The sequence below is a fragment of the Neptunomonas marina genome, from assembly GCF_004005935.1.
GTDB lineage: Bacteria > Pseudomonadota > Gammaproteobacteria > Pseudomonadales > Balneatricaceae > Neptunomonas > Neptunomonas marina.
Map to the genome: position 1 here is coordinate 241,375 of NZ_SACQ01000001.1, position 24,920 is coordinate 266,294.

Consider the following 24,920-nt stretch of genomic DNA (forward strand, 5'->3'; position numbering starts at 1 on the left):
GAGTCTTATTACGTTGTTCACCATTTTAGGTGGCAATAGATGTCGATCAGAGTGCTAAATGGGGCGAAATAGCGAAATTATATACTAGCCGCGCCGCGCGTACGATAAGAAGCTAGTCGTAACTCTGGGGGGCTAATGGTGAAAGAGCGCCGATTCTGCGGCGAACATCTGCGTTAATAGCTCAATGAAAGCGCGTGTCTTGGGTGGTAAGTAGCGGCTTTGAGGGTAAAGCGCATAGATGCCAACGCGCCGATACAGCTGGTGCTCTAATACAGGTACCAGTGTGCCCGCAGCACGCTCGTGTCTTGCCATATAAAGAGGTAAGAAAGCGATCCCGATACCATCAAGTGCGCCTTCACAAAGAGCGAGCAGCGAGTTAGCGCGAAAGCGGCCGCTAACGCTGACGGCAGCCTCGCCTTCGGGCGATAAGTAGGGCCAGCCACTATCGCCGGTTTGTTGATGACTAAAGAGTAGGCACTCATGATCCGCGAGGTCCGATAAACAGGTCGGCGTGCCATGCGTTTGAAGATAGCTAGGAGATGCAAATGCATGCCAGCAGGAAGTTACTAGGCGTTTACATATCAAGCTAGAGTCTTCTAAATCGCCGGTGCGAATAGCAAGATCATAACCTTGCTCAATAAGGTCATCAAAGCGGTCTTGGATCACCATATCAATCTCAACGTCGGGGTAAAGTGCCATGTAACGACGAATAACCTTAGGCAAAAATAGCTGCCCCGAGACGCCCGGTGCGCTGATCCGTAAAACGCCAGAAGGTTCAGATTGGTAGGCGCTGAGCTCCTCATTCGCAAGCTCTACGCTGTGTTCGAGCTTTTGGCAGTGGCGATAGAGTAACTCACCGGCTTCAGTGAGGCTTAACTTGCGAGTGCTGCGCCGTAAAAGTTGGGTGCCAAGGTCTGCTTCAAGGCGAGAGATATGTTTGCTGACCACCGAGCTTGCTACGCCACGTTGCTCCGCGGCGGCACGAAATGACTTAAGTCTGACAACCAAAGCAAACAGCATTAAATCATCCACTCGCATTGGCAATAACTCTCCTGCTAATTACATAAGAAAAAGAAACTATAAGATTCTATTGTTTCTATTAATTTAGCATAAATGGCTTTTTATACTCTAGAGCTTCCACCAACTCGTCATGGAGCGCTCTATGCTTACTGCCAACTATCAGCAATTCTACCAGCAGGCTAAAAGTTTTATTCCCGAAGAGCGCCTGATTACTGATCGCTTTCGCACCTTGGCCTATGGTACCGATGCCAGTTTTTATCGCTTGGTGCCGAAAATACTCGTGCAGGTAAAAGATGAAGCAGAGATGATAGCGCTGATGCGCTTGGCCGCTGAGCTAGCCTTACCTATCTGTTTCCGTGGCTCTGGTACTAGTTTATCTGGCCAGTCGATTACCGATTCGATCATGTTAGCGCTGACTTCTGACTGGAAAGACCTAACGGTGCTGGATGATGGTGCGCGAATTAAGATGCAATGTGGCGTGTTGGGCAGCGAAGCTAACCGGGCGCTGGCACCACACCAACGGATGCTGGCGCTGATGCCTGCCTCTATTGATGCCGCAACTGTCGGTGGTATGGCGATTAACAACGCCGCAGGAATGAACTCGCTCGATACCTACACCATGATGGAGAGCATGCGGTTGGTGCTGTTAGATGGCACGGTGCTGGATACTGCTGATCCGCTTAGTCGCAAGGCCTTTCGTCAGGTGCAGGGGCCATTGCTAGCGGGTATTGAGCAGCTGGCTGATCAACTGCGCAGTAACCCAGCGTTAGCGGAGCGCGTCACGCGTAAATATCAGATCAAAAATACCACCGGCTACGGTCTGCGCAGCCTGCTGGAGTATGACGACCCGATCGATATGCTAGCCCACCTGATGATCGGCTCCGAGGGTACGCTGGGCTTTATCTCCGAGATCACTCATCGCAGTATTGCGATGCAGCCCTATAAAGCTTCCGCTTTCTTGGTGTTTAACGATATTCGCAATGCCGGCGTCGCCGTTACTCGATTCAAGCTGGATAAAGCGCCAGTCAGCGCCGCCGAGATGATCGACTACTACGCATTGAAAGCGGTACAGCATATGGACGGCGTACCGGGTTATCTTGCGGATATTCCCACTGGTGCCACCGCGCTGTTGGTGCAGGTTGAGTCCGACAATAAAGAACAGCTATGGCAACAGGTGGCGGAAGTAGAAGCGATGATCGCTGATCTGGAGCTGGCAGTTCCGGCACAGTTTACCGACCGTCCAGAGGAGTACTCTGCCTACTGGCAGGTGCGCAAAGGGATCTTCCCGGCTGTTGGTGCCACACGTCCAGCGGGCACCACTGCGCTTATTGAAGATGTTGCCTTCCCGATTGAGTCGTTGGCTGATGCGCTGGTCGAGTTGCAGCAACTGATGCAGCAGTATAACTATGATGATGGTGTGATCTATGGCCACGCACTAGATGGCAATCTGCACTTTATCTTCTCTCAGGGCTTCCAAACGGATGCCGAGGTACAGCGCTACCATGAATTCATGGATGTGGTGTGCAAGATGGTGGTAGAGCGCTACGACGGCTCTCTGAAAGCCGAGCACGGCACTGGTCGTAATATGGCGCCTTATGTGCAGGCGGAGTGGGGTGATGAGGCCTATCAGATTATGCGCTCAATCAAGCAGCTGTTTGACCCGCAAGGGATTCTGAACCCGGATGTCATGATCACCGATGATCCGCAGTTGCATATCCGCAATCTTAAACCGCTGGCACAAGTGAGCGATGTGGTTGACCAGTGCATCGAATGTGGTTTCTGCGAGAGGATGTGTCCATCGCGTAACCTAACTTTGAGTCCGCGTCAGCGCATTATCACCCGCCGCGAGCTGATGCGGCTGGAAGGCAAAGACGCTGATCAGTTCTCTGATCAATACGATTATATGGGTATCGATACCTGCGCGGGCTGCGGTCTTTGTTCGACCGTCTGCCCGGTACAGATCAACACCGGCGATCTGATCCGCGATCTACGTCATGAACGCAACGCCAGCCACAGCAATATGGCCCAGTGGGCGGCGGATCACTTTGGCAGCCTGGCCTCTGCTGCCCGCACCGCCTTTGGTATTGCCGATGGCGGCCACCGCCTGCTGGGTAGCAAGGCGATGGGAGCAGTCACCCGTAGTGCGCGTAAGCTATCTGGTGAACGCTTAGGCCATTGGAGTCCGTCTACGCCGACAGCGGCTCCGAAAATCAAACCTCAGCAACTGATCACCACTGATGCTGTAACTGATAGCTCACCACATAACGGTGATCAGAAACTGAAAGTGGTTTACCTGCCCAGCTGTGCCAGCCGCACCATGGGCCCGGCGCGTGGCGCAGAGTTCCAGCAATCGCTACAGCAGGTTACCGAAAAGCTATTGCAACGAGCGGGTTACGAGGTGATCTACCCAGCAGGTTTAGGTGACCAGTGTTGTGGTATGCCGTTTAAAAGTAAGGGCATGTTTGATCAGGCTGAGCAGAAAGCTGCCCAGACACTGGCGATGCTGGAAGACGCTACGCAGCAAGGAGATATTCCGGTCTACTGTGACACCAGCCCCTGTGTGATGCGCCTGAAAGAGCATATGGCCGAGCAGCACAGCAAGGTAAAACTGTTTGAACCGGTGGAGTTTATCCACAGTTACCTGCTGGATAAGCTGCCACTGCAGAAGCAATCCGAGCCGGTGGCATTGCATATTACCTGCTCTGCGCGACGACTTGGTTTGGCCGATAAAACTCTAGCGATTATGCAGGCCTGTAGCGATAACGTGGTGGTGCCTGAGCAGATTACCTGCTGTGGTTTTGCTGGCGATAAGGGCTTCACTACTCCGGAGCTGAATGCTTCTGCGCTGAGCACGTTGGCGAAACAGGTGGGCCACTGTGAATCGGGCTACTCCACCAGCCGCACCTGTGAGATAGGCCTGAGTGAACACGCCGGAATTGATTACCAGTCGATTGTATATCTGGTTGATCGGTGTTGCGGACGAGACACTGCATAAAAGGCTATCGCACGTTAAGTTACTAATGGTATAGTTACTATTGGTAACTTATTGTGGCTTTCTATGAAAAAACGTCTATCGAAGCAAGAGCGGCGTGAACAGTTGTTTGCTGTCGCACTGGAGATTATTCGCTCAGAGGGGGCTGATGCTTTAACGCTCGGTCATTTGGCAGCAAAAGCTGGGGTTACTAAACCGGTCACGTATGGACACTTTGAGCATCGTCAGGGACTTTTGGAGCAGTTATACCAGGATCTCGATGAGCGGCTTATTCACTCAATGAATCAAGCTCTAGGTCAGGGCTCACATACGTTAGCAGCGCGAGCTAACGTGGTGTGTGGTGCCTATATCGATTGCATGGTAAGCGTGGGCCCTGTTTATGATGCCATCGTTGCTGCACTACAAGGCTACCCAGCGCACAGTGATATACAAGAACGCATTCGTAACTACTTTATAGACGCTTATCGTCAGATCTTCACACCTTACCTTCCAAGCAGTGTTGAGGAAGCAACGACATACTTGGCCGCGATCCATGGTGCGATAGAAGCGGTTGGGAATCGGGTGGTCCGAGAGCAGATTACAAAGGAACGGGCGCTCCTAGCTTTGGTTAATATGATAATCAAACTGCTGGGAGTTGAGTCGGTGGTGGAACCGGAATAGGTTTAAGGAAGAGCCTTTATGGGATGGTTAGTTGCGTTAGATTACTTTGGTGTGGCTGTGTTTGCCATCAGCGGGGCGCTTGCAGCGGCACGTCGTGATATGGACCTCTTCGGTGCATTGGTGATTGCATTTGTGACAGCGCTGGGCGGTGGAACCCTGCGTGACATGGCATTAGGGGTGCATCCTGTTAGCTGGATGTTCGATGTAAATTATCTATTCATTATCAGTGCCACTGTGCTGTTAACGATGCTCTGGCAGCCCGGTGTAAATGCTAGCAGTCGGCGTATTTTATTGTTGTCAGATGCATTGGGGCTGGCTGTATTTACAATGATTGGTGTTCAGGTTGCTCTGGAAAAAGCCGGTGTTTCCGAACCTGTGGCAGTCATGATGGGGATGATGACAGGGGCTGCTGGTGGCGTGATTCGCGATGTTATCTGTAATGAGATTCCGCTTATCTTTCAGCGTGAGATTTACGCCATCGCCAGTGCAATGGGAGGCAGTATTTATTGTTTTTTACTATGGGTAGGTTGGTCTTCAATGGAAAGTACGCTAGCGGGTATTATGCTGGTATTTTCTGTGCGGGTTATCGCCGTTAAAGCACAATTGGCGTTGCCAGCCTTCAAAGTTCATTCGATCCGGTCGTAGCCGTTATAACGATCTCTTATTCAGACGAAAACGCGCCCCTGTTATGGGGCGCTTGTCGAGCCCTACCGGACTTTAAATTGGCTTATTGTCTCTTTGAGTAGCGTTGCTTGCTTTGAAACATCATCGCTTGCCAAGGCATTCTCGTTTACTTTGAGGCTAGAGTGCTCAACGATCTCGTTGATATTGTCGGTATTAGACGTGATGTTATGAGCTACTGCCGACTGCTCCTCCACGGCTGAAGCTACTTGGGTCGTCATATCGACAATATGATGGGCACCTTCAATAATGTTGTCGATCGATTTAATACACCCTTGCGCATCGTTAGCACTCGTTAGGCTTAATTCAGTCAAACTCCGGATCATGTTCGAGAAGTTTGTCGTCTGATTCTGCAGTGAAGCTATCATCTCCTCAATCTCAACGGTCGATGTTTGGGTCCGTGCTGCTAAGGCGCGGACTTCATCCGCTACCACGGCGAAGCCTCGACCGCTGTCGCCGGCGCGGGCCGCTTCGATCGCAGCATTTAAAGCCAGCAAGTTTGTCTGTTCAGCGATGCCTTTGATTACATCAAGTACTGCGGAAATCGCGTTACTTTCTTTTTCGAGGTCAATAATCGCTTTAGAAGACTGCTCTGCATCCGTGGCGATGTGGCGCATATTTTCGATCGTTTTTCGGATAGCTGTTTGGCTTGTGACTGCGTTTGACTGAGCGTTTTGAGCGGTATTGGCGGACATCTCAGTGCTTGTAGAAATGTCTTTCATAGCGGTATTCATTTCCCGAATCGCTGACGAAACTTGCAAAACTTCATCCCTTTGAGCGGCGAATCCTTGGTGGGTTTGTTGGGAAATGTTGGATACCTGCGCTGCAGATTGATTCAGAGCATTCGACGCGGTGTAAACATGCTCAATTACTCGGCGGAACTCTTCCATCATCCCGTTAAAGTTTTCGGCGATGGTGGCGAACTCGTCCTGAGTACTTGGCTGAAACGTAAGCGTCAAATCTTTGTTTTTCCTTGCGGTATTCATCGTGACGTTAAGCAATGTGATTGGCCCAATAATGCTCTTTGCAATAAGAGCAGATATTACCAGTGCAATGGTAATTAAGCTGATCGCGATAGCTGCGCTTAACGTTTGGAGTTCTTGGATGCCCTCTTCCGAGAACCGACCGACCTTGTCAGCGACGCGTTGCAGGTGCTCGTTTGAAGCTTGTGCATGAGATATCAGGTTTGCGCGCAGTCCACTCTTTTCACTCAAGCCTGCTTTTTCGTATCCTTGCGTTAAGAGCAGAAAGCCCTGACGATACGTTTCTAATTTACGCAGTTTTGTGTCGGTTTCAGCTGTGCTAAGCGGTTGAGCTGCGATGATCTCTTTGATCTTATCGTGCTCTTTAGCGAATGAATCCACATATTTCTTATCGAAACGAAGCATGAAGTCCTTCTCTACGCGGCGCAACTGGAGAACTTGAGCAAGTATCTCTAAGTTGTTACTTGCCCGAAGGTCTGTTTCTACCGACTTAACGGCGCTTCGTAGCTTACCTCGAAGCCCGCTATTTTGATCGAACCCTATGGTGTGATATTGCTCGGCAAGTTCAGAGAACGCCGTTGCGTAGCTCTCTGATGTGCGGTTTAGGTCGCTTAAAATTGAAGGTTGTAAACCTATTTGGTGGATGCGGTCTTGAAGCTCTGTTAGTGCTTGTTTGTACGTGACTAAATCGGAATCAAACTTAGATAGGGTTTGATCAGACTTGTGAATGATAAATCTGTTTTCACTATCGATTAGTTTGAGTTTGCGCACTTTGACTTCGTTAATCTTTAACAGAGCATCCTCAAATTGGAGTACTTTCTCTACGGTAAAAAGGTTGAGAAAGAAAAGAGCGGCTGTACTCAGCACAATAAAGGCTACGAGAGCGAGTAGCTTATGTCGGACCGTCATAGATATACCAGTAGATTTTGTTTGAAACTATCCTTTGAATATAGTTGCTATTTGAAATATCTCCACTAGAAAGTGAACTCATTGTTCGAATTAAAAAATCTTTATAGTTAATAGCTTATAAGAATCTATTATTTCGCTGTGACAGTTTTTTCTTGTCCTCTTCTTTCTTTGCTTGTGTTGTTGCGCAGATTTTTTATCCCTACTTTTGTTTAATTTCAATGTTATATAAATTATGAAGAGAGAGTGAGTTTTTGCTCCTGTAAACCTCGGCTTTTCGGTGCTTGCTGTTCAGTGTTAAGGAAAACGGAAGTATTTTTCGCAAAATTTAAATTTACGACTAAGCTAGATTTATCCGCTGAAAAAGCTGATTAAATAGCTGATATTGAAGGTGAATTTTTAATTTTCGTTTCTCTTTTGAGTCGTTTTGGTGCAGGTGGTGATACGTGGAGTACTCTATCTTTGCAAGAAAAAATAATATCTTATTGCGCAGCGCACTCGATATTCAGGGTATTCCTGTTTCTGCTGGTATGGCAGTCAGGGTGGTCAATATTGATATCGCGCGCTACCGATTTGATAATTTGTCACAAATCAACTTTCTCTCCTCCCTTCTGAATGAAGTTCATACTGTAGAGCGTATTGATGATGAAGGTAAAATCTGGATTACCCGTTGGGTTGAAGGGAGGGCTGGAGAGCGGCAGCGCCATGTGCTGAGCTTATCTGGTGAAAATGTGCTGCTTGAGTATGATTGGCTAGAGAGTCAGCCCTCTTTAGCAGAAGCTGGAACACTGGTTGCGTAAAATGTGCAAACTCAACGAAAAAGCCCAGCAAGTGCTGGGCTTTTTTGCTATCAGAGACAATTAACGAGCGTCAAAATCGACAACTACGGTGTCTGTCAGCGGGTGAGCTTGGCAGCTTAAAACATAGCCAGCTTCAATCTCGTGCTGTTCAAGGCCGTGAGAAATATCCATCTCAACTTCACCTTCAACCAGCTTACATTTACATGTTGAGCAAACGCCGCCTTTACAGGAGTAAGGCAGGTCCATACCTGCTTCCATACCTGCATCCAGAATATTCTGGCCAACCGTTGCTAGGTCAAACATAACCGAACGGCCATCAGCCATAACAGTTACTTTACTAGTTTTCTCTTCACCGTACTGAGCAACACGCGCTTGTGCTTTTTCAAGCGTGGCTTTCGCATCAGCAGAGGAGCTTGCAAATAGCTCATAGTGAATTTGATCGTCCGTTAGACCCTCTAGGCGGAAGCCACGGGATACTTCAGTCATCATCGCCTCAGGACCACAGATGAACGCTTCATCGGTGTTCTTGATATTAATTAGGCCGCTCTTTTGAAGGGCATAACCTTTTTTGTTGTCGATGCGACCATTCAGGAGATCTGCGCCCTGATCTTCGTAATCCATGATATTGATCCACTGAAAGCGATCCATATAACGGTTTTTGACGAAGTTAAGCTCATCTTTGAACATCACGGTGTTGCTACGTAGGTTGCCGTAAATCAGCGTAACACGGCTGTTCGGCTCAACGTCTAGCACCGACTTCATGATAGAGATCATCGGTGTGATACCTGAGCCTGCCGCGATGCACATGTAATTTTTCGCGTTATCGGCATTCAGCTCCGTGTAGAAGTTACCTTGCGGCGGCATCACATCAACAGACATACCTGGCTTGAAGTTATCGTTCGCGTAGTTCGAGAACTTACCACCATCAACGCGCTTGATACCAACGCGCATGTGTCCATCGTTAATACCTGAACAGATGGAATAAGAGCGGCGTACCTCTTCACCATCGATCATCGCACGGAGTGTCAAAAATTGACCTTGGATAAAGGTGAACTTCTCTTTTAGCTCTTGCGGTACAGCAAATGTAACCGCGATTGCTGAATCAGTCTCCTGCTGTACTTCAGCAACCTTAAGTGTGTAGAAATTGGTGTCAGACATTGCTTCACCTATTATTTTAAATCGGGTTGACCCTAGATTTTTTTGAAGTAGTCAAATGGCTCGTTGCAGTCATTGCACTGGAAGAGTGCTTTACAAGCCGTTGAACCAAACTCACTTACCCGGCGCGTATTGCGGGATTGGCAATGGGGGCACTGCGCATGAGCGTCTGGCGTTAGTCCGTCTTCATCAAGCTCTGCATCCTCTGGAGGAGCGATACCATAGTTGCGAAGCTTGCGGCGTCCTTCAGCCGACATCCACTCGGAACTCCAAGCAGGGGAGAGCGATGTTTTGATGGAGACATCGCTATAGCCTGCGGAGTTTAGTGCTTCGGTTACATCGCTGCTGATGTTGTCCATCGCAGGGCAACCGGAGTACGTTGGAGTGATAGTGACGACGATACGTTCGCCGTCACGTTCGATATTGCGCAGAATCCCAAGATCCCAAATGCTCAGTACCGGGACTTCTGGGTCTTTTACCTGATCAAGCAGATTCCAGAGCTCCTTTACATCTTCAGCGTTGCGTTGCTGCAAGCGCTGGTACTGCTCTTCCGGCATCAGTGAGATTTCATTCATAACGCTCTACCACTTACATCCAGGGTGTGAGCGATGCACGATCTGCATCTCTGTTAGCATGTGACCTAGGTTCTCTGTGTGGTAACCGGTACGGCCACCACGCACAGCCCAGCTGTCTTCTGGGACAGTTAGGGTAGCTTCGGTCAGAATGTCGCTAACCATTTTGAACCAAGCGTCACGTAGCTTGGACACATCAACACCGATACCTTCGTCGGCTAGCAACTGCTCAGTTTCATCCATGTCGAACAGCTCGTGTGTGTAGCCCCACAGTTGGTCAACCGCTTTCTGTGTGCGCTTATGGCTCTCTTCTGTGCCATCACCCAAACGCAAAACCCAATCACGGCTGCGGCGCAGGTGGTATTTCGTTTCTTTGATCGCTTTTGCAGCAATCGCAGACAATGTTTCGTCTTTTGATTGCAGCAGCTCTGGTAGCAGAACTGTGTAGTAAACATCTGCGAACAGTTGGCGCACCTGAGAGTAGGCGAAGTCGCCTTTCGGCATCTCCATCAACAGTAGGTTGCGGTATTCGCGATCATTGCGCATAAATGCGAAATCATCTTCGTCGCGGCCATCATCAGCCAGTTCAGCTGCGTATGTGTAGAACATACGCGCGCGACCGATGTAGTCCAGAGAGACGTTGCCGTAAGCGATGTCTTCTTCGAGGAAAGGACCATAGCTTACCCACTCAGAGATGCGGTGACCCAGAACAACCGAGTCATCGCCTAGGCGGGTTGCGTATTCAAGCGTTGCTGCTTTGATATCACTCATTCTGTTATCCCCGCCAATTACATGTTGTTTACTGGGTCAGGCAGAACGTAGTAAGTCGCGTGACGGTATGGCTTGTCATCGCTTGGATCGTAGAAGCAATCCGCATCATCTTCCTGAGAAGAGCAGATGTCGTTGGACTTAACAACCCAGATGCTTACGCCTTCGCTACGGCGCGTGTAGCAGTCGCGCGCGTACTCAAGCGCTTGCTCATGATCTTCTGCGTGTAGGGAGCCAACGTGCTTGTGATCCAAGCCGCGCTTAGAGCGAACAAACACTTCAAATAGTTCTAGTTTCTCAGTTACTTTTGTCATTTCAGGCTCCCCTTACGCCGCGTTTTGCGCTTTTTTAACGCGCTTTTTCTCGTTGTATGCAGTAATGGCATCACGTACCCACTCACCTTCGTCATGAGCAGCAACGTGGTGCTCGATGCGCTGGCGGTTACAGTGGCCGTTACCTGCGATAACGCTCCAGAACTCATCCCAGTTCAGGTCAGAGCTGTCGTAGTGACCGCGCTCTTCATTCCACTTGATGTTCTTGTCTGGGTGTTCAAGTCCTAGTACTTCGATCTGCTTCACGGTTTGGTCAACAAACTTCTGGCGCAGGTCATCGTTAGTTTCACGCTTGATCTTCCACTCCATCGACTTCTGAGAGTGAGCAGATTCCGAGTCGTGAGGGCCGAACATCATGAGCGCTGGCCAGTAGAAGCGGTTCAATGCATCTTGAGCCATCGCTTTTTGGTCAGGTGAACCCTTCGCAAGTGCTAGCATCGCTTCATAGCCTTGACGCTGGTGGAAAGACTCTTCTTTACAGATACGGATCATGCCACGGGAGTACGGGCCGTAAGAGGTACGCTGTAGTGATACTTGGTTCACGATAGCAGCGCCGTCAACTAGCCAGCCGATGGCACCAACATCCGCCCAAGTCAGCGTTGGGTAGTTAAAGATAGAGGAGTATTTCGCTTTACCCGTTTGCAGCTGCTCGATCATCTCAGAACGAGAGATGCCGAGTGTTTCGCAAGCGCTGTATAGGTAAAGGCCGTGACCTGCTTCATCCTGTACTTTGGACAGTAGAACGGCTTTGCGGCGCAAAGAAGGAGCGCGGGTGATCCAGTTACCTTCTGGCTGCATGCCGATAACTTCAGAGTGCGCGTGCTGTGAAATCTGACGGATAAGGTTCTTGCGGTACTCCTCAGGCATCCAGTCCTTAGGCTCGATCTTCTCTTCGTTCTCGATCTTGCGCATGAAATTTTGTTCTTCGGGCGTCATATTCTGCTCTCCGATCTCGGGTTCTTTATCGCTATGAAACTTATTTTTATTTCGATAGCACCATTTATGTATCAGGTCTGATGGTGTGGCGTGCTGTTAGCTTGTACGTAGGCTGCCAGCTTTTAGGCCTGATACTTGGTAATACCATGGGCTTAATGTACATCGAACAAAAATAAAATGATACATAAATTTTTTACAAAGTTTGTAAAAATGTATCATATAAAAAATGTGGTTTTTAAGTGTTTGTTTTCAAAGTTATTTATTTGCAGCCTGGCGGCCTTGCTCCTTAAGCTAAGCGGCTCTTGTGCCAAGAAAAGAGTGAAAAAGGGCCTGAAGCGGCTAAAAAGGTGAGCCGTTTTCTCATTGGAGGTGCGAGTTAGCTGATGGCGATGTTGCTGTGGTCAGAGTTTTTTGCGTGATACATCGCGGTATCTGCACGGCTGACGAGCGCTTCTTCCGTTTCTTTTGGATTGTCGTCTAGAGCGATCCCTATGCTGCAGCCGATACGCAGGTTGCGGTGGTTTTGGATAGAAAAGGGTTGTTGGATCAAAGAGGTGATATCTGTTGCGATTTCAATGGCGTGGTGGATGGTCTCAATGTTGTTGAGCAAAATAGCGAATTCGTCGCCGCCAATTCTGGCTACTGTATCGTGCTGGCGAACGGCTTTGACAAAGCGTTGAGCCGCGTGGCGTAGCAGTTGATCCCCCACATGATGCCCAAGCTCATCATTGATCGGTTTAAACTTGTCTAAATCGATGAAGAGAATGGCGCGTTGCGTGTCACTTTGGCGTCGGCTTGCGCTCAATACGTTAAAAAAGTGGCTTCGGTTACACACCTCTGTTAAGTGGTCTTGCTGCGAGCGAAGGGCTAGCTCTTTGTTTGTATCGTGTAGTGCGCGAGTCCGCTCCGCAACCAGCGCTTCAAGGCGGAAAATCAAAGGGCTTGCAAGGTGATGAATTAGGTACACTGCAAGCATGATCAAGGCAAGTGCGACTGTCAGGCTGACTGAGGCCGCGCGAAAAAAAGGTGCTTGGAGCTCTTGCAGATCGATTTTAGCCACTAGCGCATATTCAGGGTTTTCCAGAGGCGTATAGGCAGCTAACACAGGCCTGTTTCGATAGTCGTGATCAAGTATGACACCTGTATCGCCCGCAAAAGCTTTTTGCAGTGCTGCGGAAGTGGCTATGACTGCCCGCTTTTGTAACGCTGGATTTTCAGCCCGAGAACGGACGATATAGTAGATCTGTTCCGTTTCGAGGCGCGCGAGAATGAACTCACCCGTCTGGCTGAACCCATGGTAACGCTGGTTTGCATCAATCACTTGACTGAGCGTTGCCGCAAAAGGATCCTCAGGAAATGAGGCGCTGGCGTGAATGGCATCGAAGCGTGCCACAGCGTTGATCAAGTTGGCCTTCATCGTCACGATGGCAGTTAAGTCATCTTTTTTGTTATTGAAGGTCGAGGTATACAACGCCCACAGCGCTGTGGATGTGGCTAAACTCGTTACCAATGCCATGATGACAATGAGCAGTAGGATCCGCCGGTACCGGATCGCCTGCCGAAAAATGAGCATAATACACGTCCTTTATAGCTCTCAGATTCCTATCACTTAAGCACGAGGTGCTACTTCTAACTCGTGTATTTTATGTAGTTACTATAGAGGTAAATGACGAGTGGGGCTTCTTAGAGTTCATTTTTATTTTACTTTGCATAAGGCTTGAAACCCCTATAAACCGTAGGGTCAAGGTGTTTTTTGCATCGTTTCAACGTGGTGCTTAACCTGCTCGCTGGTAGCTGAAAGCGATCTTATGGATCGTTACAGAGGTCGCGGACAATATGGTTTTTAGTTTGATTATTTTTGAAGGTTAATTTTATGCTTTTTGTTTGTTTTTTATTAAAATGTATTGCTTTTTTATTAAAATATAGAAAATAAATAAAACTAAATGGATATATCATAGGCGACTTCTCTGATCATAAAAATAATCATTGGGGTTATCTATGCATGTTCTTATTTTAGGTGGTGGCGTGGTTGGGACAACCAGTGCTTGGTATCTGGCAAAGGCTGGCCATGAGGTGACGGTTGTGGACCGCCAAGTCGCGGTTGCACTTGAAACAAGTTATGCCAACGCGGGCCAAATTTCGCCCGGATATTCTGCACCGTGGGCAGCGCCAGGCGTGCCTATGAAAGCGATCAAATGGATGATGCAAGACCTCGCTCCCCTCATGATTAAGGGTAAAGAGATCGACCTGAACACACTCAGTTGGATGTCTAAAATGATCTCCAACTGCAACGAAGCAGATTACCACACCAATAAAGCACGGATGATGCGTTTAGCTGAATACAGCCGCGACTGCTTTAAGGCGCTTCGTGAAGAGCAAGCGATTGCGTATGATCAGCGCACTAACGGGACACTGCAGGTTTTTCGGACAGAAAAGCAGGTCGCTGCGGCGAAGAAAGATATTGCGGTGCTGGAAGAGTGCGGTGTTGACTATCAGGTTTTGGATCGTGCTGGCTGTGTAAGCCATGAGCCTGCGTTAGGATTTGTGCAAGATAAGATCGTCGGTGGCTTACGCCTACCGGGGGATGAAACTGGCGATTGCTTCAAGTTTACAACAGCACTCGCACAGGCATGTAAAGAGCTAGGCGTGAAGTTTCGCATGAAAACCGAGGTGATCGGCCTCAATGTTGAGAACGGAAAAATTAGCAGTGTGTCGACGTCTGCGGGCCGCTTAACAGCGGATGCTTACCTCTGCGCGATGGGGAGCTACTCGACGCCGCTGCTAAGTCAGATCGACGTTAAAGTGCCCGTGTATCCGATCAAGGGCTACTCTCTGACGCTGCCGATCATTGATGCTGCGCGCGCGCCTGTCTCAACCATCATGGACGAAACCTACAAAGTGGCGGTAACGCGTTTCGATGATCGTATCCGTGTTGGCGGGACCGCAGAGATTGCCTCTTATAACAAAGAGTTGATGGAGAAGCGTCGTGCTAATGTTGAATACGTTGTTGGTGATCTCTTTCCAGGCGGCGGCGACATTGATCAGGCAGAATTTTGGACTGGGTTACGCCCGATGACGCCGGATGGAACACCTATCCTGGGCGAAACCCGCTATGACAACCTATTCCTTAACACCGGTCACGGCACCCTAGGGTGGACGATGTCTTTGGGTTCGGCGAAGTTTGTGGCGGACATTATCTCAAAACGCCCCACAGATATTGATCCAGAAGGGATGTCAGTCTCCCGATACCGATAGTTCATTTAATAATATTTAAGAAAAGAGCCCGGACCTGTTGTCCGGGCTTGGCGTCTCTGGCGATAGCCGCTTGAGCGCATGTATGGAGGATTTATGGCAAGAGCAGCAACGGCAACGATTCACTTAGACGCGATTCGTCACAACTATCGGCTGGCCAAGTCGATGGCTCCCGAGCAGCAAGCGATGGCGATTATTAAAGCCAATGCGTACGGACACGGCGCTATTGAAGTGGCAAAGGCGCTCGAAGATGAGGCTGCTGCTTTCGGCGTAGCATGTATCGAGGAGGCTGTTGAGCTGCGCGAGGCCGGCATTGCGAAGCCGATTTTGTTGCTAGAGGGGTTCTTTACTCCCGATGAGCTCGCATATATCAGCGAACAGAACTTGTGGTGTGCGGTACACAGCCCTGCTCAGATCGAGCAAATTGCCGCAGCAGACGTAGCAAACCCAATCCATTTCTGGCTCAAGATGGATAGCGGTATGCATCGCTTGGGAGTGTTGCCATCAGAGTACCGCCAAGCGTATGACCGCCTCGTCGCGTTGCCGCAAGCCGCATCTGTGACCCTGATGACTCACTTCTCATCAGCGGATGAGCCGGAGTTGCCGGTTACCGCAGAGCAAGTGGCGACCTTTGATGCTGCAACCCAAGGTATTGAAGCACCAGTCAGCATGGCTAACTCCGCTGGGACGATGGCCCATGCAACGGCGCGCCGTAGTTGGCAGCGTCCGGGCATTATGCTTTATGGCGCATCGCCCTTTGCTGCACCGCAAGAGATTGCCGATCAGCTTAAGCCTGCGATGTCTTTGACATCCGAGGTGATCGCTATTCGGGATCTGGAGCCGGGTGAGTCGGTAGGTTATAGCTGCACATTTACCTGCGAAGAGCCGATGCGTATTGGCACGGTTGCTATGGGATATGCAGATGGTTACCCGCGCTATGCCGGTACCGGTACACCGGTCATGGTGAACGGCCAGAAAAGCCGCATTATTGGGCGGGTATCTATGGACATGCTAGCCGTAGATTTAACTGGTCTAGAGGGTATCGAGTGTGGCGCGCACGTCGAGCTCTGGGGTGAGCAGATCAGCGCGAATGAGATCGCAGACCGCTGTGGCACTATTCCCTACACACTATTTACCGGCATTACACGCCGCGTGCATAAAGTTTATAAGTAAGTTTGGAGAGTAATAATGTCTATTGAACGTATTGAATCCACCGAGCGTATGAGCCGTATCGTTAAACACCAAGGCACTGTTTACCTGTGCGGTCAAACAGCAGGCGATGCTGCGTGGGATATCGCTGAACAAACGCAGCGCTGTTTAGATAAGATCGAAGACCTGCTGGTGAAAGCCGGCAGTAGTCGTGATGAGATGTTGTCTGTAACGATCTACATTCGTGACATGAAGGACTTTGCTGCCATGAACGCCGTGTGGGATGCTTGGGTGGCTAATATTGGCAAGCCGGCACGTGCCTGTGTTGAAGCACGTATGGCCCGCCCTGAAATACTGGTCGAGTTCTCTGTAACCGCTGCCTATCAGTAAACCGTCCTGCACGGTTTGTTATACCGCCATGCGAGCGTATGGCGGTATTCTCGTCCTCCTTCCTTTCTATCGGTTTCGTGTGTCTAAAAGTGGACAGTTGCCGCTTCACTGCACATACTTCATGGTATCCACCTTGCACTTTCGTTATGGAGCCGCGATAGCAGCAGTATGAACTCTTTGCACGATATTGAGCAGGATAGAGCGTTAGCTCTGGTGATCAGGGAAGTGAGCCAGTTTACTGGTACTGATTTTCTAAATGAGCTGACAACGCGCTTAGCTGAACTGTTGGGCGCTCAATATGTTTATATCGCCAGGCTAACGGACGACCTTCACTCAGCTGAAGTGATTGCGGGGTGGGAGCGCGGTGCTCGTGCCCGCCACTTTGTTTACTCGCTCAAAGATACGCCATGTGACTCGCTGACCGTGGATGGCGTCTGTGTCTTCAATGGCGATATTCAAGCCCTGTTTCCAGCCGATATTGTGCTCGCTGAGATGGATGTTGATGCCTATATGGGTGTCGTGCTCACCAGCAATCGTGGTGAGAAGATCGGCTTACTTAATGTGCTGTTTGAGCGGCAAATTTTAGAACCTGATTGGGCGCTGAGCTTACTTGAACTGTTTGCCGTTAGGCTAAGCGCCGAACTCGAGCGCCTTCAACACCAAGCTGAGCTCAATGAGCGGGTAGAGCTGTTACAGCGCCAGAATAATGAGCTGTTGCTGGCTGAGCATATTTACGCCTCTGCGCGCGAGGCTATTGTCATCACCGATGCCAATGCTGTGGTACAAAAAGTGAACAAAGCGTTCGAAGCGATTTTTGCACAGCCCGCTGAGCGAGTGATAGGTTCTGCTATCCCACTAGCGCACCTCAGTGAGATACCGGTTACCGAAGAGCAAATCATTCCCAATTTGGGGGTTCGGTCGTTTGAGTCTTGGGTTATCGCGATCAAAGATCCTGCCAGTGATCGGGTTCAACACTATGTCAGATTTAGCCGCGATGTGACGGACAGTGTTCACAGCCAGCGGTTGCTAGATTTTCAATCGAAGTATGATGAGTCCACACGGCTACTGAACCGGACCCACTTTATTCGCGAGGTCAATGCGAAGCTAGAAGCCCTGAAGGTCAGTGGCGATATTGGTGTCTTCGTCGTGTTGGATATCGATAACTTTAAGTCAGTGAACCATGTCTTTGGGCAGGATATCGGAGATCGAGTGATCCGTCGTTTTGCTTCGGCTGCTCGATCGATCATGGGGCGAGGCGCGATGGCTGCTCGGGTGGGAGCTGATGAGTTCGCGCTCTTTATTACCGGACCAGATACGCGCAACTGGCGTAGCACGCTCGATGCATTTCGAACCTACCTAAAAGGCGGTATTAATGTTGCGGGCTATACCAGCTCTATCACGATCTCATCGGGTGCTAGTATTTTCCCGACGGATGCGAGTGATGTACAGGGGTTGATTAATGCGGCCACGATGGCCTTGAGTCAAGCAAAGCAGAATGGCCGTAACACCCACGCCAACTTTACGCCAGCGATTCGCAAGCGCACCGAACGTTTCCAACAGATCTATAATCAGCTGTCTAAAGATGGCGGGCTGAGCAAAATATACGCGGTGTACCAGCCTATTGTCTCTTTGAAGAGCGGGGCTATTGTTGCATGTGAAGCGCTAGCGCGATGGGATGATCCACTTCTAGGTCATGTATCGCCGGTGGAGTTTGTGGATGTGTGCGAGCGCACAGGTTTAGTCCGAGACTTAGGCGATGTGATGTTTCATCACGCCTGTGCGTTCTTGGCTAAAGTGCGCAAAAACACGAATGCAGACCTAACGGTCTCTATAAACCGCTCGCCTCCGGAAGTGCTGGATCAGGTGGATGCACCGCAGCGTTGGGCGAACTACTTGTCCGGCTACGGTTTAACGCCCCAGGATATGCAAATCGAGATTACTGAGTCGCTGATGTTGAGTGACCCTGAAGCGGCGCTTAGAAAACTGTCGGTACTGAGTGATGTGGGTTTTAGCCTCTCTATCGATGATTTTGGTACAGGTTACTCATCTTTAGCGTATATCAATCGTTACCCTTTTAGTGTCTTAAAGATTGACCGCTCATTTGTTGCTGACATTGAGACTGATGAAAGCGCGATGCTGCTGGTAGAATCGATTATCAACATTGCCAAACGCTTTGCCCTCACAACGGTGGCAGAGGGGGTGGAGACTCAGGGGCAGATGCAGATTTTGCGCGATTTAGGTTGTGATCGGGCTCAAGGCTACTTTTTCCACAAACCCATGCAAGAGGCTGCGCTCTTCGAGCTGCTCACAGCACAGCCTTGATCTGTTCCCCCACAATAGCAACGCTCTGTTGCAGTAATTGCTCTCCATTCGTACTGGGCATCTCGCCATTAAGTCGATAGTCTGAAGGGCTTTCTCAGCCATATTTGCCAGCAAAGGGACTTTTTCATGTCGTTTCAGGAATATCGCGAGTCATTTTGGCTTGGGGTTAAAGATATGTTGCCGTTGCTATCCGGCGTGCTGCCCTTTGGCTTGATCACGGGAGCAAACGGTATCGCGCTCGGTTTGTCTCCCGAGCAGGTTTTTGGGATGACGATGCTGTTTTTTGCGGGGTCGGCACAGTTAGCAGCTTACCAGTTGATACAGGATAATGCGGCTTTTGTTGTGATTGTGCTGACAACGGTGGTGATCAATCTGCGTTTTGCGATCTATAGCGCGACTATGGCACCCACCTTGCACCCTCTTAAGAAGCGTTATCGTTGGCCACTGGCATATATGCTGACAGACCAGTCATATGGGCTGTGCTCTTCACCAGAGCGGCAATCGGCCGGTTTGCCTGAGCGTGTCTGGTACTACTTTGGCGGCGCTATTGTCATGTGCAGCTTTTGGGTGATGGCCGTGCTGCTGGGTGTGGCGGTCGGGGCCAGTATACCGCCTGAATGGTCCTTAGAGTTTTCCATCCCGTTAGCCTTCTTAGCGATGCTCGTTGGCACAGTAAGGAATCGGACGCTGTTGTTGGTGGCTGTGGCATCCGGTGCTTTTGCAGTGTTGTTACGGCCGCTGCCGCTAAACATGGGCTTTATCGCTGCGGTGATGATTGGTGTGGGTGTTGGTCATGTGGCTTCGAAGTTACGCCGCAGAGGGGCAGATCTTTATGAGTGATATGACGCTTTGGTTGTTATTCGCGATATGTGGCTTGTTGACGTTTAGTATTCGGCTGTCGTTCGTGCAGTTACATGGACATTTGGCTAAGCATTTGGAACGTGTGCAGCCTGTGCTTGCTCTCTTGCCACCGGCTGTCTTGGCCGCGCTCTGCATCCCGCCCATTGTGCTGAATAGTCATTCGGCTGCGGTCGACTGGTTACAGGTGATGGCGGGGCTGGTAACTCTGCTTTTGGCTGTACGCTTCAAAAGCATCATTTGGCCGATTCTTGGCGGAATGTGTGTACTTTGGGCGGGCCGCTATTTTCTTTAACATCGCCGCTATCGACCCCTTGTTATCCAGAATAAAGAATATGACATACGCTGGCTTTGATCTTTTGCTCAGCAAAGAACTGTAGCCAAGCGCGCTGGTGGTCTTGCAGCTTGTCAGTGGGGCTCTTTACCTCAATAAGTTGAAAAGTGCTGGCCGTTGGATTGAAGGCGATCAGATCGGGAAAACCGCGGCGCAGGTTATAGAGTGAGGATAACATCCGTCGAAAGATCGCTATCAATTGAGTGGTGTTAATGCACGAGAGCGCGAGTGTTATCAGTGCGCGGTCAATGCTGCGCCAATCAACAAAAGGGTTGCTCAAACCTATTTTCTCATCCCAGCGCTGCAATAGTCGCAAGGGGTCTTGGGTTAACAATTCAAATTGCTGCTCGATAATCTCCCGCCGACGTGAGTAGAAATCCGCGTCGTACAGGTCGTTGGGCTGGCGTTGAAAGGGATGAAAGAAAGCCCCTTGAATGGGGGCAAAAATCGCCGGCCAAAAGGTGAGGCCGAACAGGGCGCAAAACAGCTTGTTTTCACAGTAGTGATAGCTTGATGTGTCATCAAGGCGTTGCAGCGCTTCGAGAGCGGCCCACTCAACGCTATTATCATGAGGCGCTAACGTTAACTGAAAGCTAGGTGGTGAGAAGGCTTTTACCACCGTGGTATAGTTTTGGCTGATCTTTTTACCCACACGTACCTTTAATCGCTCGAAACCAACCTCTTCATCGAGGTTCAAAGGGTCTGCGCATGCAAGCTCGAAAGCGTTTTCCAGTGCACCTTGACGCTCGAGTGAGCGTGCTAAGCGCAGCCGTGCTGCCGGGTGGGTAGAGTGCTCAAACGCTTCATTGGAGACGAGGAACTGCTGCTCACGAGCACTCTTTACGCCAAGATCGAATAACAATCGCGAACGCTTTCGCGTCAACCATAGGCTTGTTGATTGTGCCGCTTGGCTCTTGAGTGCTGCGAGCATATCAGCAGCGCAAGCTTGTTCGGGGTTTTGACTTAGCTCATCTAAGTAGAGGTAGGTATCAACATCACTGCGGCATTGAAACGCGCAGGTGTCTGTTGTGAGTTTTACCTGCTCGTAGCGGGTATGTCCGAGCTCTGTGGTAACAAATGCCGAAAAATCTTGTCTTAACGTACCAAAGAACATAAGCCGAAGGCGCTGAAAGAGGGCATGGTGGCCAAGAGAAACCACCTGCTCCGGTGCAGCAAACTGGCCGCTTTGCTTGCTCAGTGCTGCAATGAATGTGGCTTTATTGTGCTTGGCGAGGCTGTAGTTGTGAGCCGTATCCTCGTCGAGTAGCACGGCTAACTCGGCTTTAGTAAATAGGTTGGCTAAATTTTCCAGACCCAATAAGGCTTCTGTCGTGAGCCAGCCGTCTGTTTCAAGTGCGCAGATGCTAGCCGTGATGCTATCGATTTCAGGGTAGGATAGTTTAGCGACACGAAACAGCGGCCCTTTGCGCAGTAGTAGTCTAATCAGCAGTGCTTGGGGCTGCTGGGGTAGCGTAAGGAAGCGATCAATGAGCTCAAGCTCCGCTTTAAGTAATAAGCGTGCATGGAACTCGGTAACCCACTTTATGACGGTGATAAAGTTCTCTTGATAGTAAAATGGGTTGTTGATATCGGCAGCGGTGAGCGCCGTTGAATGCTCGGATGCTTGGCTCATAGTGTTTGCAAGTAAGGCCGTGTAACGTATTAAAACGATCTATTTGAGATAGCGTACCAGCATAGTACCCGCTACCTCGATTGCTGTAAGAAAGGAAATCACTCGTTCTATGACAAATGCTGTCCCACCTCTTGTGTTAGCAGGGCCAATTCTGCGACGTATTACTACCAAACGCATCACGTTGTGGCTTGCTACGCGCGAACCCGTGCGCCTACAGCTGCAACTCATGCCTGCTGATGGTATCGAGCAGCGTTACGATGAGTCCGCGCTTGCCTCGGCAACGCAAACGTTGACGGCAGGTAAATATCTGTACTTTTACCTTATCGACCTCGCATTGGATCAGCCACTGACAACGAATCGCTGGATAGGTTATGACCTGTCGCTAGGCGTGGCGGAAAAGCCTTGGCAAAGTATCAAACAGTGGGGGGCAGAACTGTGTTACGGCGGCAAAGAGACACCGGGCTTTGTCATCCGTCATCGTTTAGACCGTATTTTACATGGGTCGTGCCGCAAGCCTCACCATGCTAGCGATGATGGCTTAGTGCGTGCCGACCAACAAGTCGAGAAGCACCTTGAAACGCCGGAACATTGGCCATCCGTTTTGATGATGTCGGGCGACCAAGTCTATGTTGATGATGTCGCCGGGCCTATGCTGGTGGCCATTCACCGCTTAATCGCCCAATTGGAGCTCCCGCATGGAACACTGGAGGGCGCGGATATTAGCTCAACGCAACTGCTACACGATTCGGCGCCCTATTACTATCGCCGTGCTGAGCTACTACCTGATGATAAAGCGTCGGGTGAACTAACGCGGGTTTTCTTCGGTGGCGCTAAAAAGCCGATTTTTACCTCAGACAACGCACACAATCACTTAGTCTCTTTGGCTGAGATGCTCGCTATGTATCTGTTGGCGTGGTCACCGACTGCTTGGCATGGCCTGTCGTTAGAAGCACCAAGCACCATCCCAGAGGAGCACCGCGACAAATACGACCACGAGATTGAGGTGATCGGGCGTTTCGTTTCACAGCTGCATCATGCTCGGCGGGTGATGGCGCATTTGCCGTGCGCGATGATTTTTGATGATCACGATGTGACCGATGATTGGAATTTGACCGCAGCTTGGGAGCAAACAGCCTATGGCAACCCGTTTTCAAAGCGGATTATCGGTAATGCACTGGTGGCTTATTTAGTTTGCCAAGGCTGGGGTAATGCGCCAGAGCAGTTTTCTAGTGCGTTAATGGCGCAGACGCAGCAGGCAATGGCAGCACCAGGCTGTGAGACACACAAACACCTTATTGAAGAGCTGATACGCTTTCCCCATTGGCACTATAGCTGGGATACCGAACCGGTATTGATCGTGTTGGATACGCGGACCCATCGGTGGCGTTCAGAGAAGAGCTTTGATAAGCCATCTGGCCTCATGGATTGGGAGGCGATAACTGATCTGCAAAGCCATTTGCTGGGGCACAACGCGGTGGTCATGGTGTCTCCTGCACCGATTTTTGGTGTCAAACTGATCGAAGCGATTCAACGCATCGTTACAGCATTAGGTTATCCACTGCTGGTGGATGCCGAGAACTGGATGGCGCACTCAGGCTCTGCACATGCTTTGATGAACTTATTTCGACACCCGCGTACACCGGATAACTTTGTTATTTTGTCCGGTGATGTTCACTACTCCTTTGTTTACGATATCGAGTTGCGTGACCATGTTGGTGGGCCAGATATTTGGCAAATCACCAGTAGTGGTGTTAAGAACGAGTTTCCCGATACGTTGCTCGACATTTTCGATCGCGTGAACCGTTGGCTCTATGCTCCATGGTCACCTTTGAATTGGTTTACTAAGCGCCGTGGTATGCGCGTTGTGCCACGTAAGCCTAAAGATGCAAAACGCGGAGAGCGCCTTATCAATGCCTCGGGCATCGGATGGCTTACACTAGATGGTGAGGGGCGCCCCAATCATATGGTGCAGTTATGCTCCGATGGCCGAGACCTTGAATTTGAAGCCGATCACTCGGAAGCGACCTGGGAGTAATCAATAAATCCTTACTTTTTTTTCGGGTTTAGACTCGATGCTCAAAAAATAATCCTTTATTATTTCGCCGCCTCAGATACAAACGTACGTTTGAAAACCCTGGGGTGCGCTACTTTTATTTCGTTAAATTGGCCTATTTCGTTAAGGAATACAGCGTATTAGCCGTAAACAGAAGATGTCTTTACCACATTGAGTGTGACGTAAAGAGAAGTAGTTGTTTGTTGTCGGCTTGTTACGCAGTTTGGACGCGCGATGGCAGTAGGAAGTGCCGCCGACATTGCTTTGTTGTGTTGCTATCGCTTATCAGAAGGATATGGATTGAGCTTATGTATGTTTCGAAATTTTTAACAGCCTCGTACAAAAAATCCCGTCACGCTATTGGTACCGGCTTGGCGGTGGGCGCATTGCTGCTTTCTACCAGCACCTCCGCTTACGTATTAGGTCCGACAACGCCAGGTAAGTGGGGAGACCCAGAGTTGGGTACAGGGGCTACGATCACGTGGAGCTTTACTAAAGATGGCTCCGATTGCGGCGGACAAACGTGCCATGGACTCGAGACCTTCATGCCTGAGGGTTTTGAAGCAGTGATCGAGGCGGGTTTCGATATTTGGTCGAGCGTAGCTGACCTGACTTTCGTACAGGTAGAGGACTCTGGCGAGCCGTTCGGCCACTACGGTAGTGCTGATTTGCGCATCGCAGGTAAAGATATTGATGGCAATGCCGGCACGCTAGCCTTTGGCTACTATCCGCCACGTAATGGCGGCGGTGCGGCAGGGGATATCCACTTTGATGCCGGTGACCTATGGAGCTTAGAACTGGTAGCGCCCGGATTTAGCCTATTTCAGGTGTTCACGCATGAGCTTGGCCATGCGCTCGGGTTAGCGCATACAGAGGTGCCGAACTCGCTGATGGGGGCATACTACAGCGAAGCTTTTTATGGACCACAGCCTGATGACATTGCAGGTATGCAATATCTTTATGGAGCACCTCAGTCTGCGGTTGTCTCCATCAATGGAACGCTGTCGGCGTTCGCCCTAGGTCTCCTATTTGTTGGCCGCAAACGTAAGCGCGCTTAACGGCTATCAGCATCCCTCTGAGATTCTTTTTGTCTCAGGGGGATATCCGCACCTGATCTTGGGGTG

General features: G+C 50.0%; 21 protein-coding genes. 12 read left to right on the forward strand and 9 right to left on the reverse strand.

The annotated features are described in order from the left end of the window. Positions 1 to 132: 132 nt before the first annotated feature. Entirely contained in the window at positions 133 to 1,038 is a 906-nt protein-coding gene (locus tag EOE65_RS01115; protein WP_127692450.1) for a LysR family transcriptional regulator, read from the reverse strand. A 124-nt stretch (positions 1,039 to 1,162) separates the two neighbouring features. On the opposite strand from EOE65_RS01115, the gene EOE65_RS01120 reads away from it, so the two are divergent. The 3 genes from EOE65_RS01120 (at position 1,163) to EOE65_RS01130 (ending at position 5,317) form a co-directional block, all read left to right on the forward strand. Next, entirely contained in the window at positions 1,163 to 4,015 is a 2,853-nt protein-coding gene (locus EOE65_RS01120) for an FAD-binding and (Fe-S)-binding domain-containing protein (RefSeq protein ID WP_127692451.1), read from the forward strand. Between the two features lie 63 nt (positions 4,016 to 4,078). After that, positions 4,079 to 4,672: a TetR/AcrR family transcriptional regulator gene (locus EOE65_RS01125; RefSeq protein WP_127692452.1), complete on the forward strand. Its 594-nt coding sequence runs from the start codon at positions 4,079 to 4,081 to the stop codon at positions 4,670 to 4,672. A gap of 18 nt (positions 4,673 to 4,690) precedes the next feature. Further along, complete coding sequence (locus EOE65_RS01130; protein ID WP_127692453.1) at positions 4,691 to 5,317, forward strand: trimeric intracellular cation channel family protein; 627 nt, start codon at positions 4,691 to 4,693, stop codon at positions 5,315 to 5,317. 62 nt (positions 5,318 to 5,379) lie between these two features. Here the strand turns inward: EOE65_RS01130 and EOE65_RS01135 are convergent, their stop codons facing one another. Beyond that, positions 5,380 to 7,245, reverse strand: a complete 1,866-nt coding sequence (locus tag EOE65_RS01135) for a methyl-accepting chemotaxis protein (protein ID WP_127692454.1) — start codon at positions 7,243 to 7,245, stop codon at positions 5,380 to 5,382. Positions 7,246 to 7,688: 443 nt separating this feature from the next. On the opposite strand from EOE65_RS01135, the gene EOE65_RS01140 reads away from it, so the two are divergent. Beyond that, a complete protein-coding gene (locus EOE65_RS01140; protein WP_127692455.1) occupies positions 7,689 to 8,042 on the forward strand; it encodes a hypothetical protein in 354 nt (117 codons plus the stop codon). Between the two features lie 60 nt (positions 8,043 to 8,102). Here the strand turns inward: EOE65_RS01140 and paaE are convergent, their stop codons facing one another. The 6 genes from paaE to EOE65_RS01170 form a co-directional block, all read right to left on the reverse strand. After that, the gene (paaE, locus tag EOE65_RS01145; RefSeq protein ID WP_127692456.1) at positions 8,103 to 9,200 is read right to left on the reverse strand and encodes a 1,2-phenylacetyl-CoA epoxidase subunit PaaE; all 1,098 of its coding nucleotides are present in this window, start codon (positions 9,198 to 9,200) and stop codon (positions 8,103 to 8,105) included. A gap of 32 nt (positions 9,201 to 9,232) precedes the next feature. Next, the gene (gene paaD, locus EOE65_RS01150; RefSeq protein WP_127692457.1) at positions 9,233 to 9,772 is read right to left on the reverse strand and encodes a 1,2-phenylacetyl-CoA epoxidase subunit PaaD; all 540 of its coding nucleotides are present in this window, start codon (positions 9,770 to 9,772) and stop codon (positions 9,233 to 9,235) included. 6 nt (positions 9,773 to 9,778) lie between these two features. Further along, positions 9,779 to 10,540, reverse strand: coding sequence for a 1,2-phenylacetyl-CoA epoxidase subunit PaaC (paaC, locus tag EOE65_RS01155; RefSeq protein ID WP_127692458.1), 762 nt, complete (start codon positions 10,538 to 10,540; stop codon positions 9,779 to 9,781). A gap of 17 nt (positions 10,541 to 10,557) precedes the next feature. Continuing rightward, positions 10,558 to 10,851, reverse strand: a complete 294-nt coding sequence (gene paaB, locus EOE65_RS01160) for a 1,2-phenylacetyl-CoA epoxidase subunit PaaB (protein ID WP_127692459.1) — start codon at positions 10,849 to 10,851, stop codon at positions 10,558 to 10,560. 12 nt (positions 10,852 to 10,863) lie between these two features. Further along, on the reverse strand, positions 10,864 to 11,805 hold the full coding sequence (gene paaA, locus EOE65_RS01165; protein ID WP_240656891.1) for a 1,2-phenylacetyl-CoA epoxidase subunit PaaA: 942 nt from the start codon (positions 11,803 to 11,805) through the stop codon (positions 10,864 to 10,866). 376 nt (positions 11,806 to 12,181) lie between these two features. Further along, on the reverse strand, positions 12,182 to 13,378 hold the full coding sequence (locus EOE65_RS01170) for a sensor domain-containing diguanylate cyclase (RefSeq protein WP_127692461.1): 1,197 nt from the start codon (positions 13,376 to 13,378) through the stop codon (positions 12,182 to 12,184). A gap of 425 nt (positions 13,379 to 13,803) precedes the next feature. Between EOE65_RS01170 and EOE65_RS01175 the strand changes: the two genes are divergently transcribed. The 6 genes from EOE65_RS01175 to EOE65_RS01200 all read left to right on the forward strand — a co-directional run bounded on the left by EOE65_RS01175 (position 13,804) and on the right by EOE65_RS01200 (position 20,071). Then, the gene (locus tag EOE65_RS01175) at positions 13,804 to 15,060 is read left to right on the forward strand and encodes a D-amino acid dehydrogenase (RefSeq protein WP_127692462.1); all 1,257 of its coding nucleotides are present in this window, start codon (positions 13,804 to 13,806) and stop codon (positions 15,058 to 15,060) included. Between the two features lie 93 nt (positions 15,061 to 15,153). After that, entirely contained in the window at positions 15,154 to 16,230 is a 1,077-nt protein-coding gene (gene alr / locus EOE65_RS01180; RefSeq protein WP_127692463.1) for an alanine racemase, read from the forward strand. Positions 16,231 to 16,245: 15 nt separating this feature from the next. Beyond that, positions 16,246 to 16,596 (forward strand): RidA family protein, encoded by a 351-nt coding sequence (locus tag EOE65_RS01185; RefSeq protein ID WP_127692464.1) that lies wholly within the window; start codon positions 16,246 to 16,248, stop codon positions 16,594 to 16,596. A gap of 168 nt (positions 16,597 to 16,764) precedes the next feature. Then, positions 16,765 to 18,918, forward strand: a complete 2,154-nt coding sequence (locus EOE65_RS01190) for a putative bifunctional diguanylate cyclase/phosphodiesterase (protein ID WP_127692465.1) — start codon at positions 16,765 to 16,767, stop codon at positions 18,916 to 18,918. Between the two features lie 126 nt (positions 18,919 to 19,044). Continuing rightward, entirely contained in the window at positions 19,045 to 19,758 is a 714-nt protein-coding gene (locus EOE65_RS01195; RefSeq protein ID WP_127692466.1) for an AzlC family ABC transporter permease, read from the forward strand. Then, positions 19,751 to 20,071 (forward strand): AzlD domain-containing protein, encoded by a 321-nt coding sequence (locus EOE65_RS01200; RefSeq protein ID WP_164846985.1) that lies wholly within the window; start codon positions 19,751 to 19,753, stop codon positions 20,069 to 20,071. Before EOE65_RS01195 ends, EOE65_RS01200 begins: the two co-directional genes overlap by 8 nt. A gap of 22 nt (positions 20,072 to 20,093) precedes the next feature. On the opposite strand, the gene EOE65_RS01205 is transcribed toward EOE65_RS01200, so the two are convergent. Continuing rightward, positions 20,094 to 21,743: a VRR-NUC domain-containing protein gene (locus EOE65_RS01205; RefSeq protein WP_127692468.1), complete on the reverse strand. Its 1,650-nt coding sequence runs from the start codon at positions 21,741 to 21,743 to the stop codon at positions 20,094 to 20,096. Positions 21,744 to 21,852: 109 nt separating this feature from the next. Here EOE65_RS01205 and EOE65_RS01210 point away from each other — a divergent pair, with 109 nt between their 5' ends. Together EOE65_RS01210 and EOE65_RS01215 are read left to right on the forward strand one after the other, a co-directional pair. Beyond that, positions 21,853 to 23,778 carry an alkaline phosphatase D family protein gene (locus EOE65_RS01210; protein WP_127692469.1) on the forward strand — a complete coding sequence of 642 codons (1,926 nt, stop codon included), beginning with the start codon at positions 21,853 to 21,855 and terminating at the stop codon, positions 23,776 to 23,778. 326 nt (positions 23,779 to 24,104) lie between these two features. Beyond that, entirely contained in the window at positions 24,105 to 24,854 is a 750-nt protein-coding gene (locus EOE65_RS01215) for a matrixin family metalloprotease (RefSeq protein ID WP_127692470.1), read from the forward strand. Positions 24,855 to 24,920: the final 66 nt, after the last annotated feature.

Excerpts from the sequence above, each read along its gene's own strand:
- EOE65_RS01200 (WP_164846985.1), top strand. The coding sequence starts at position 19,751 with ATGAGTGATATGACGCTTTGGTTGTTATTCGCGATATGTGGCTTGTTG.
- paaA (WP_240656891.1), bottom strand. The coding sequence starts at position 11,805 with ATGACGCCCGAAGAACAAAATTTCATGCGCAAGATCGAGAACGAAGAG.
- EOE65_RS01135 (WP_127692454.1), bottom strand. The coding sequence starts at position 7,245 with ATGACGGTCCGACATAAGCTACTCGCTCTCGTAGCCTTTATTGTGCTG.
- paaC (WP_127692458.1), bottom strand. The coding sequence starts at position 10,540 with ATGAGTGATATCAAAGCAGCAACGCTTGAATACGCAACCCGCCTAGGC.
- EOE65_RS01115 (WP_127692450.1), bottom strand. The coding sequence starts at position 1,038 with ATGCGAGTGGATGATTTAATGCTGTTTGCTTTGGTTGTCAGACTTAAG.
- alr (WP_127692463.1), top strand. The coding sequence starts at position 15,154 with ATGGCAAGAGCAGCAACGGCAACGATTCACTTAGACGCGATTCGTCAC.
- EOE65_RS01125 (WP_127692452.1), top strand. The coding sequence starts at position 4,079 with ATGAAAAAACGTCTATCGAAGCAAGAGCGGCGTGAACAGTTGTTTGCT.
- EOE65_RS01215 (WP_127692470.1), top strand. The coding sequence starts at position 24,105 with ATGTATGTTTCGAAATTTTTAACAGCCTCGTACAAAAAATCCCGTCAC.
- EOE65_RS01175 (WP_127692462.1), top strand. The coding sequence starts at position 13,804 with ATGCATGTTCTTATTTTAGGTGGTGGCGTGGTTGGGACAACCAGTGCT.
- paaB (WP_127692459.1), bottom strand. The coding sequence starts at position 10,851 with ATGACAAAAGTAACTGAGAAACTAGAACTATTTGAAGTGTTTGTTCGC.
- EOE65_RS01210 (WP_127692469.1), top strand. The coding sequence starts at position 21,853 with ATGACAAATGCTGTCCCACCTCTTGTGTTAGCAGGGCCAATTCTGCGA.
- EOE65_RS01185 (WP_127692464.1), top strand. The coding sequence starts at position 16,246 with ATGTCTATTGAACGTATTGAATCCACCGAGCGTATGAGCCGTATCGTT.
- paaD (WP_127692457.1), bottom strand. The coding sequence starts at position 9,772 with ATGAATGAAATCTCACTGATGCCGGAAGAGCAGTACCAGCGCTTGCAG.
- EOE65_RS01170 (WP_127692461.1), bottom strand. The coding sequence starts at position 13,378 with ATGCTCATTTTTCGGCAGGCGATCCGGTACCGGCGGATCCTACTGCTC.
- EOE65_RS01190 (WP_127692465.1), top strand. The coding sequence starts at position 16,765 with ATGAACTCTTTGCACGATATTGAGCAGGATAGAGCGTTAGCTCTGGTG.
- EOE65_RS01130 (WP_127692453.1), top strand. The coding sequence starts at position 4,691 with ATGGGATGGTTAGTTGCGTTAGATTACTTTGGTGTGGCTGTGTTTGCC.
- EOE65_RS01120 (WP_127692451.1), top strand. The coding sequence starts at position 1,163 with ATGCTTACTGCCAACTATCAGCAATTCTACCAGCAGGCTAAAAGTTTT.
- paaE (WP_127692456.1), bottom strand. The coding sequence starts at position 9,200 with ATGTCTGACACCAATTTCTACACACTTAAGGTTGCTGAAGTACAGCAG.
- EOE65_RS01205 (WP_127692468.1), bottom strand. The coding sequence starts at position 21,743 with ATGAGCCAAGCATCCGAGCATTCAACGGCGCTCACCGCTGCCGATATC.
- EOE65_RS01195 (WP_127692466.1), top strand. The coding sequence starts at position 19,045 with ATGTCGTTTCAGGAATATCGCGAGTCATTTTGGCTTGGGGTTAAAGAT.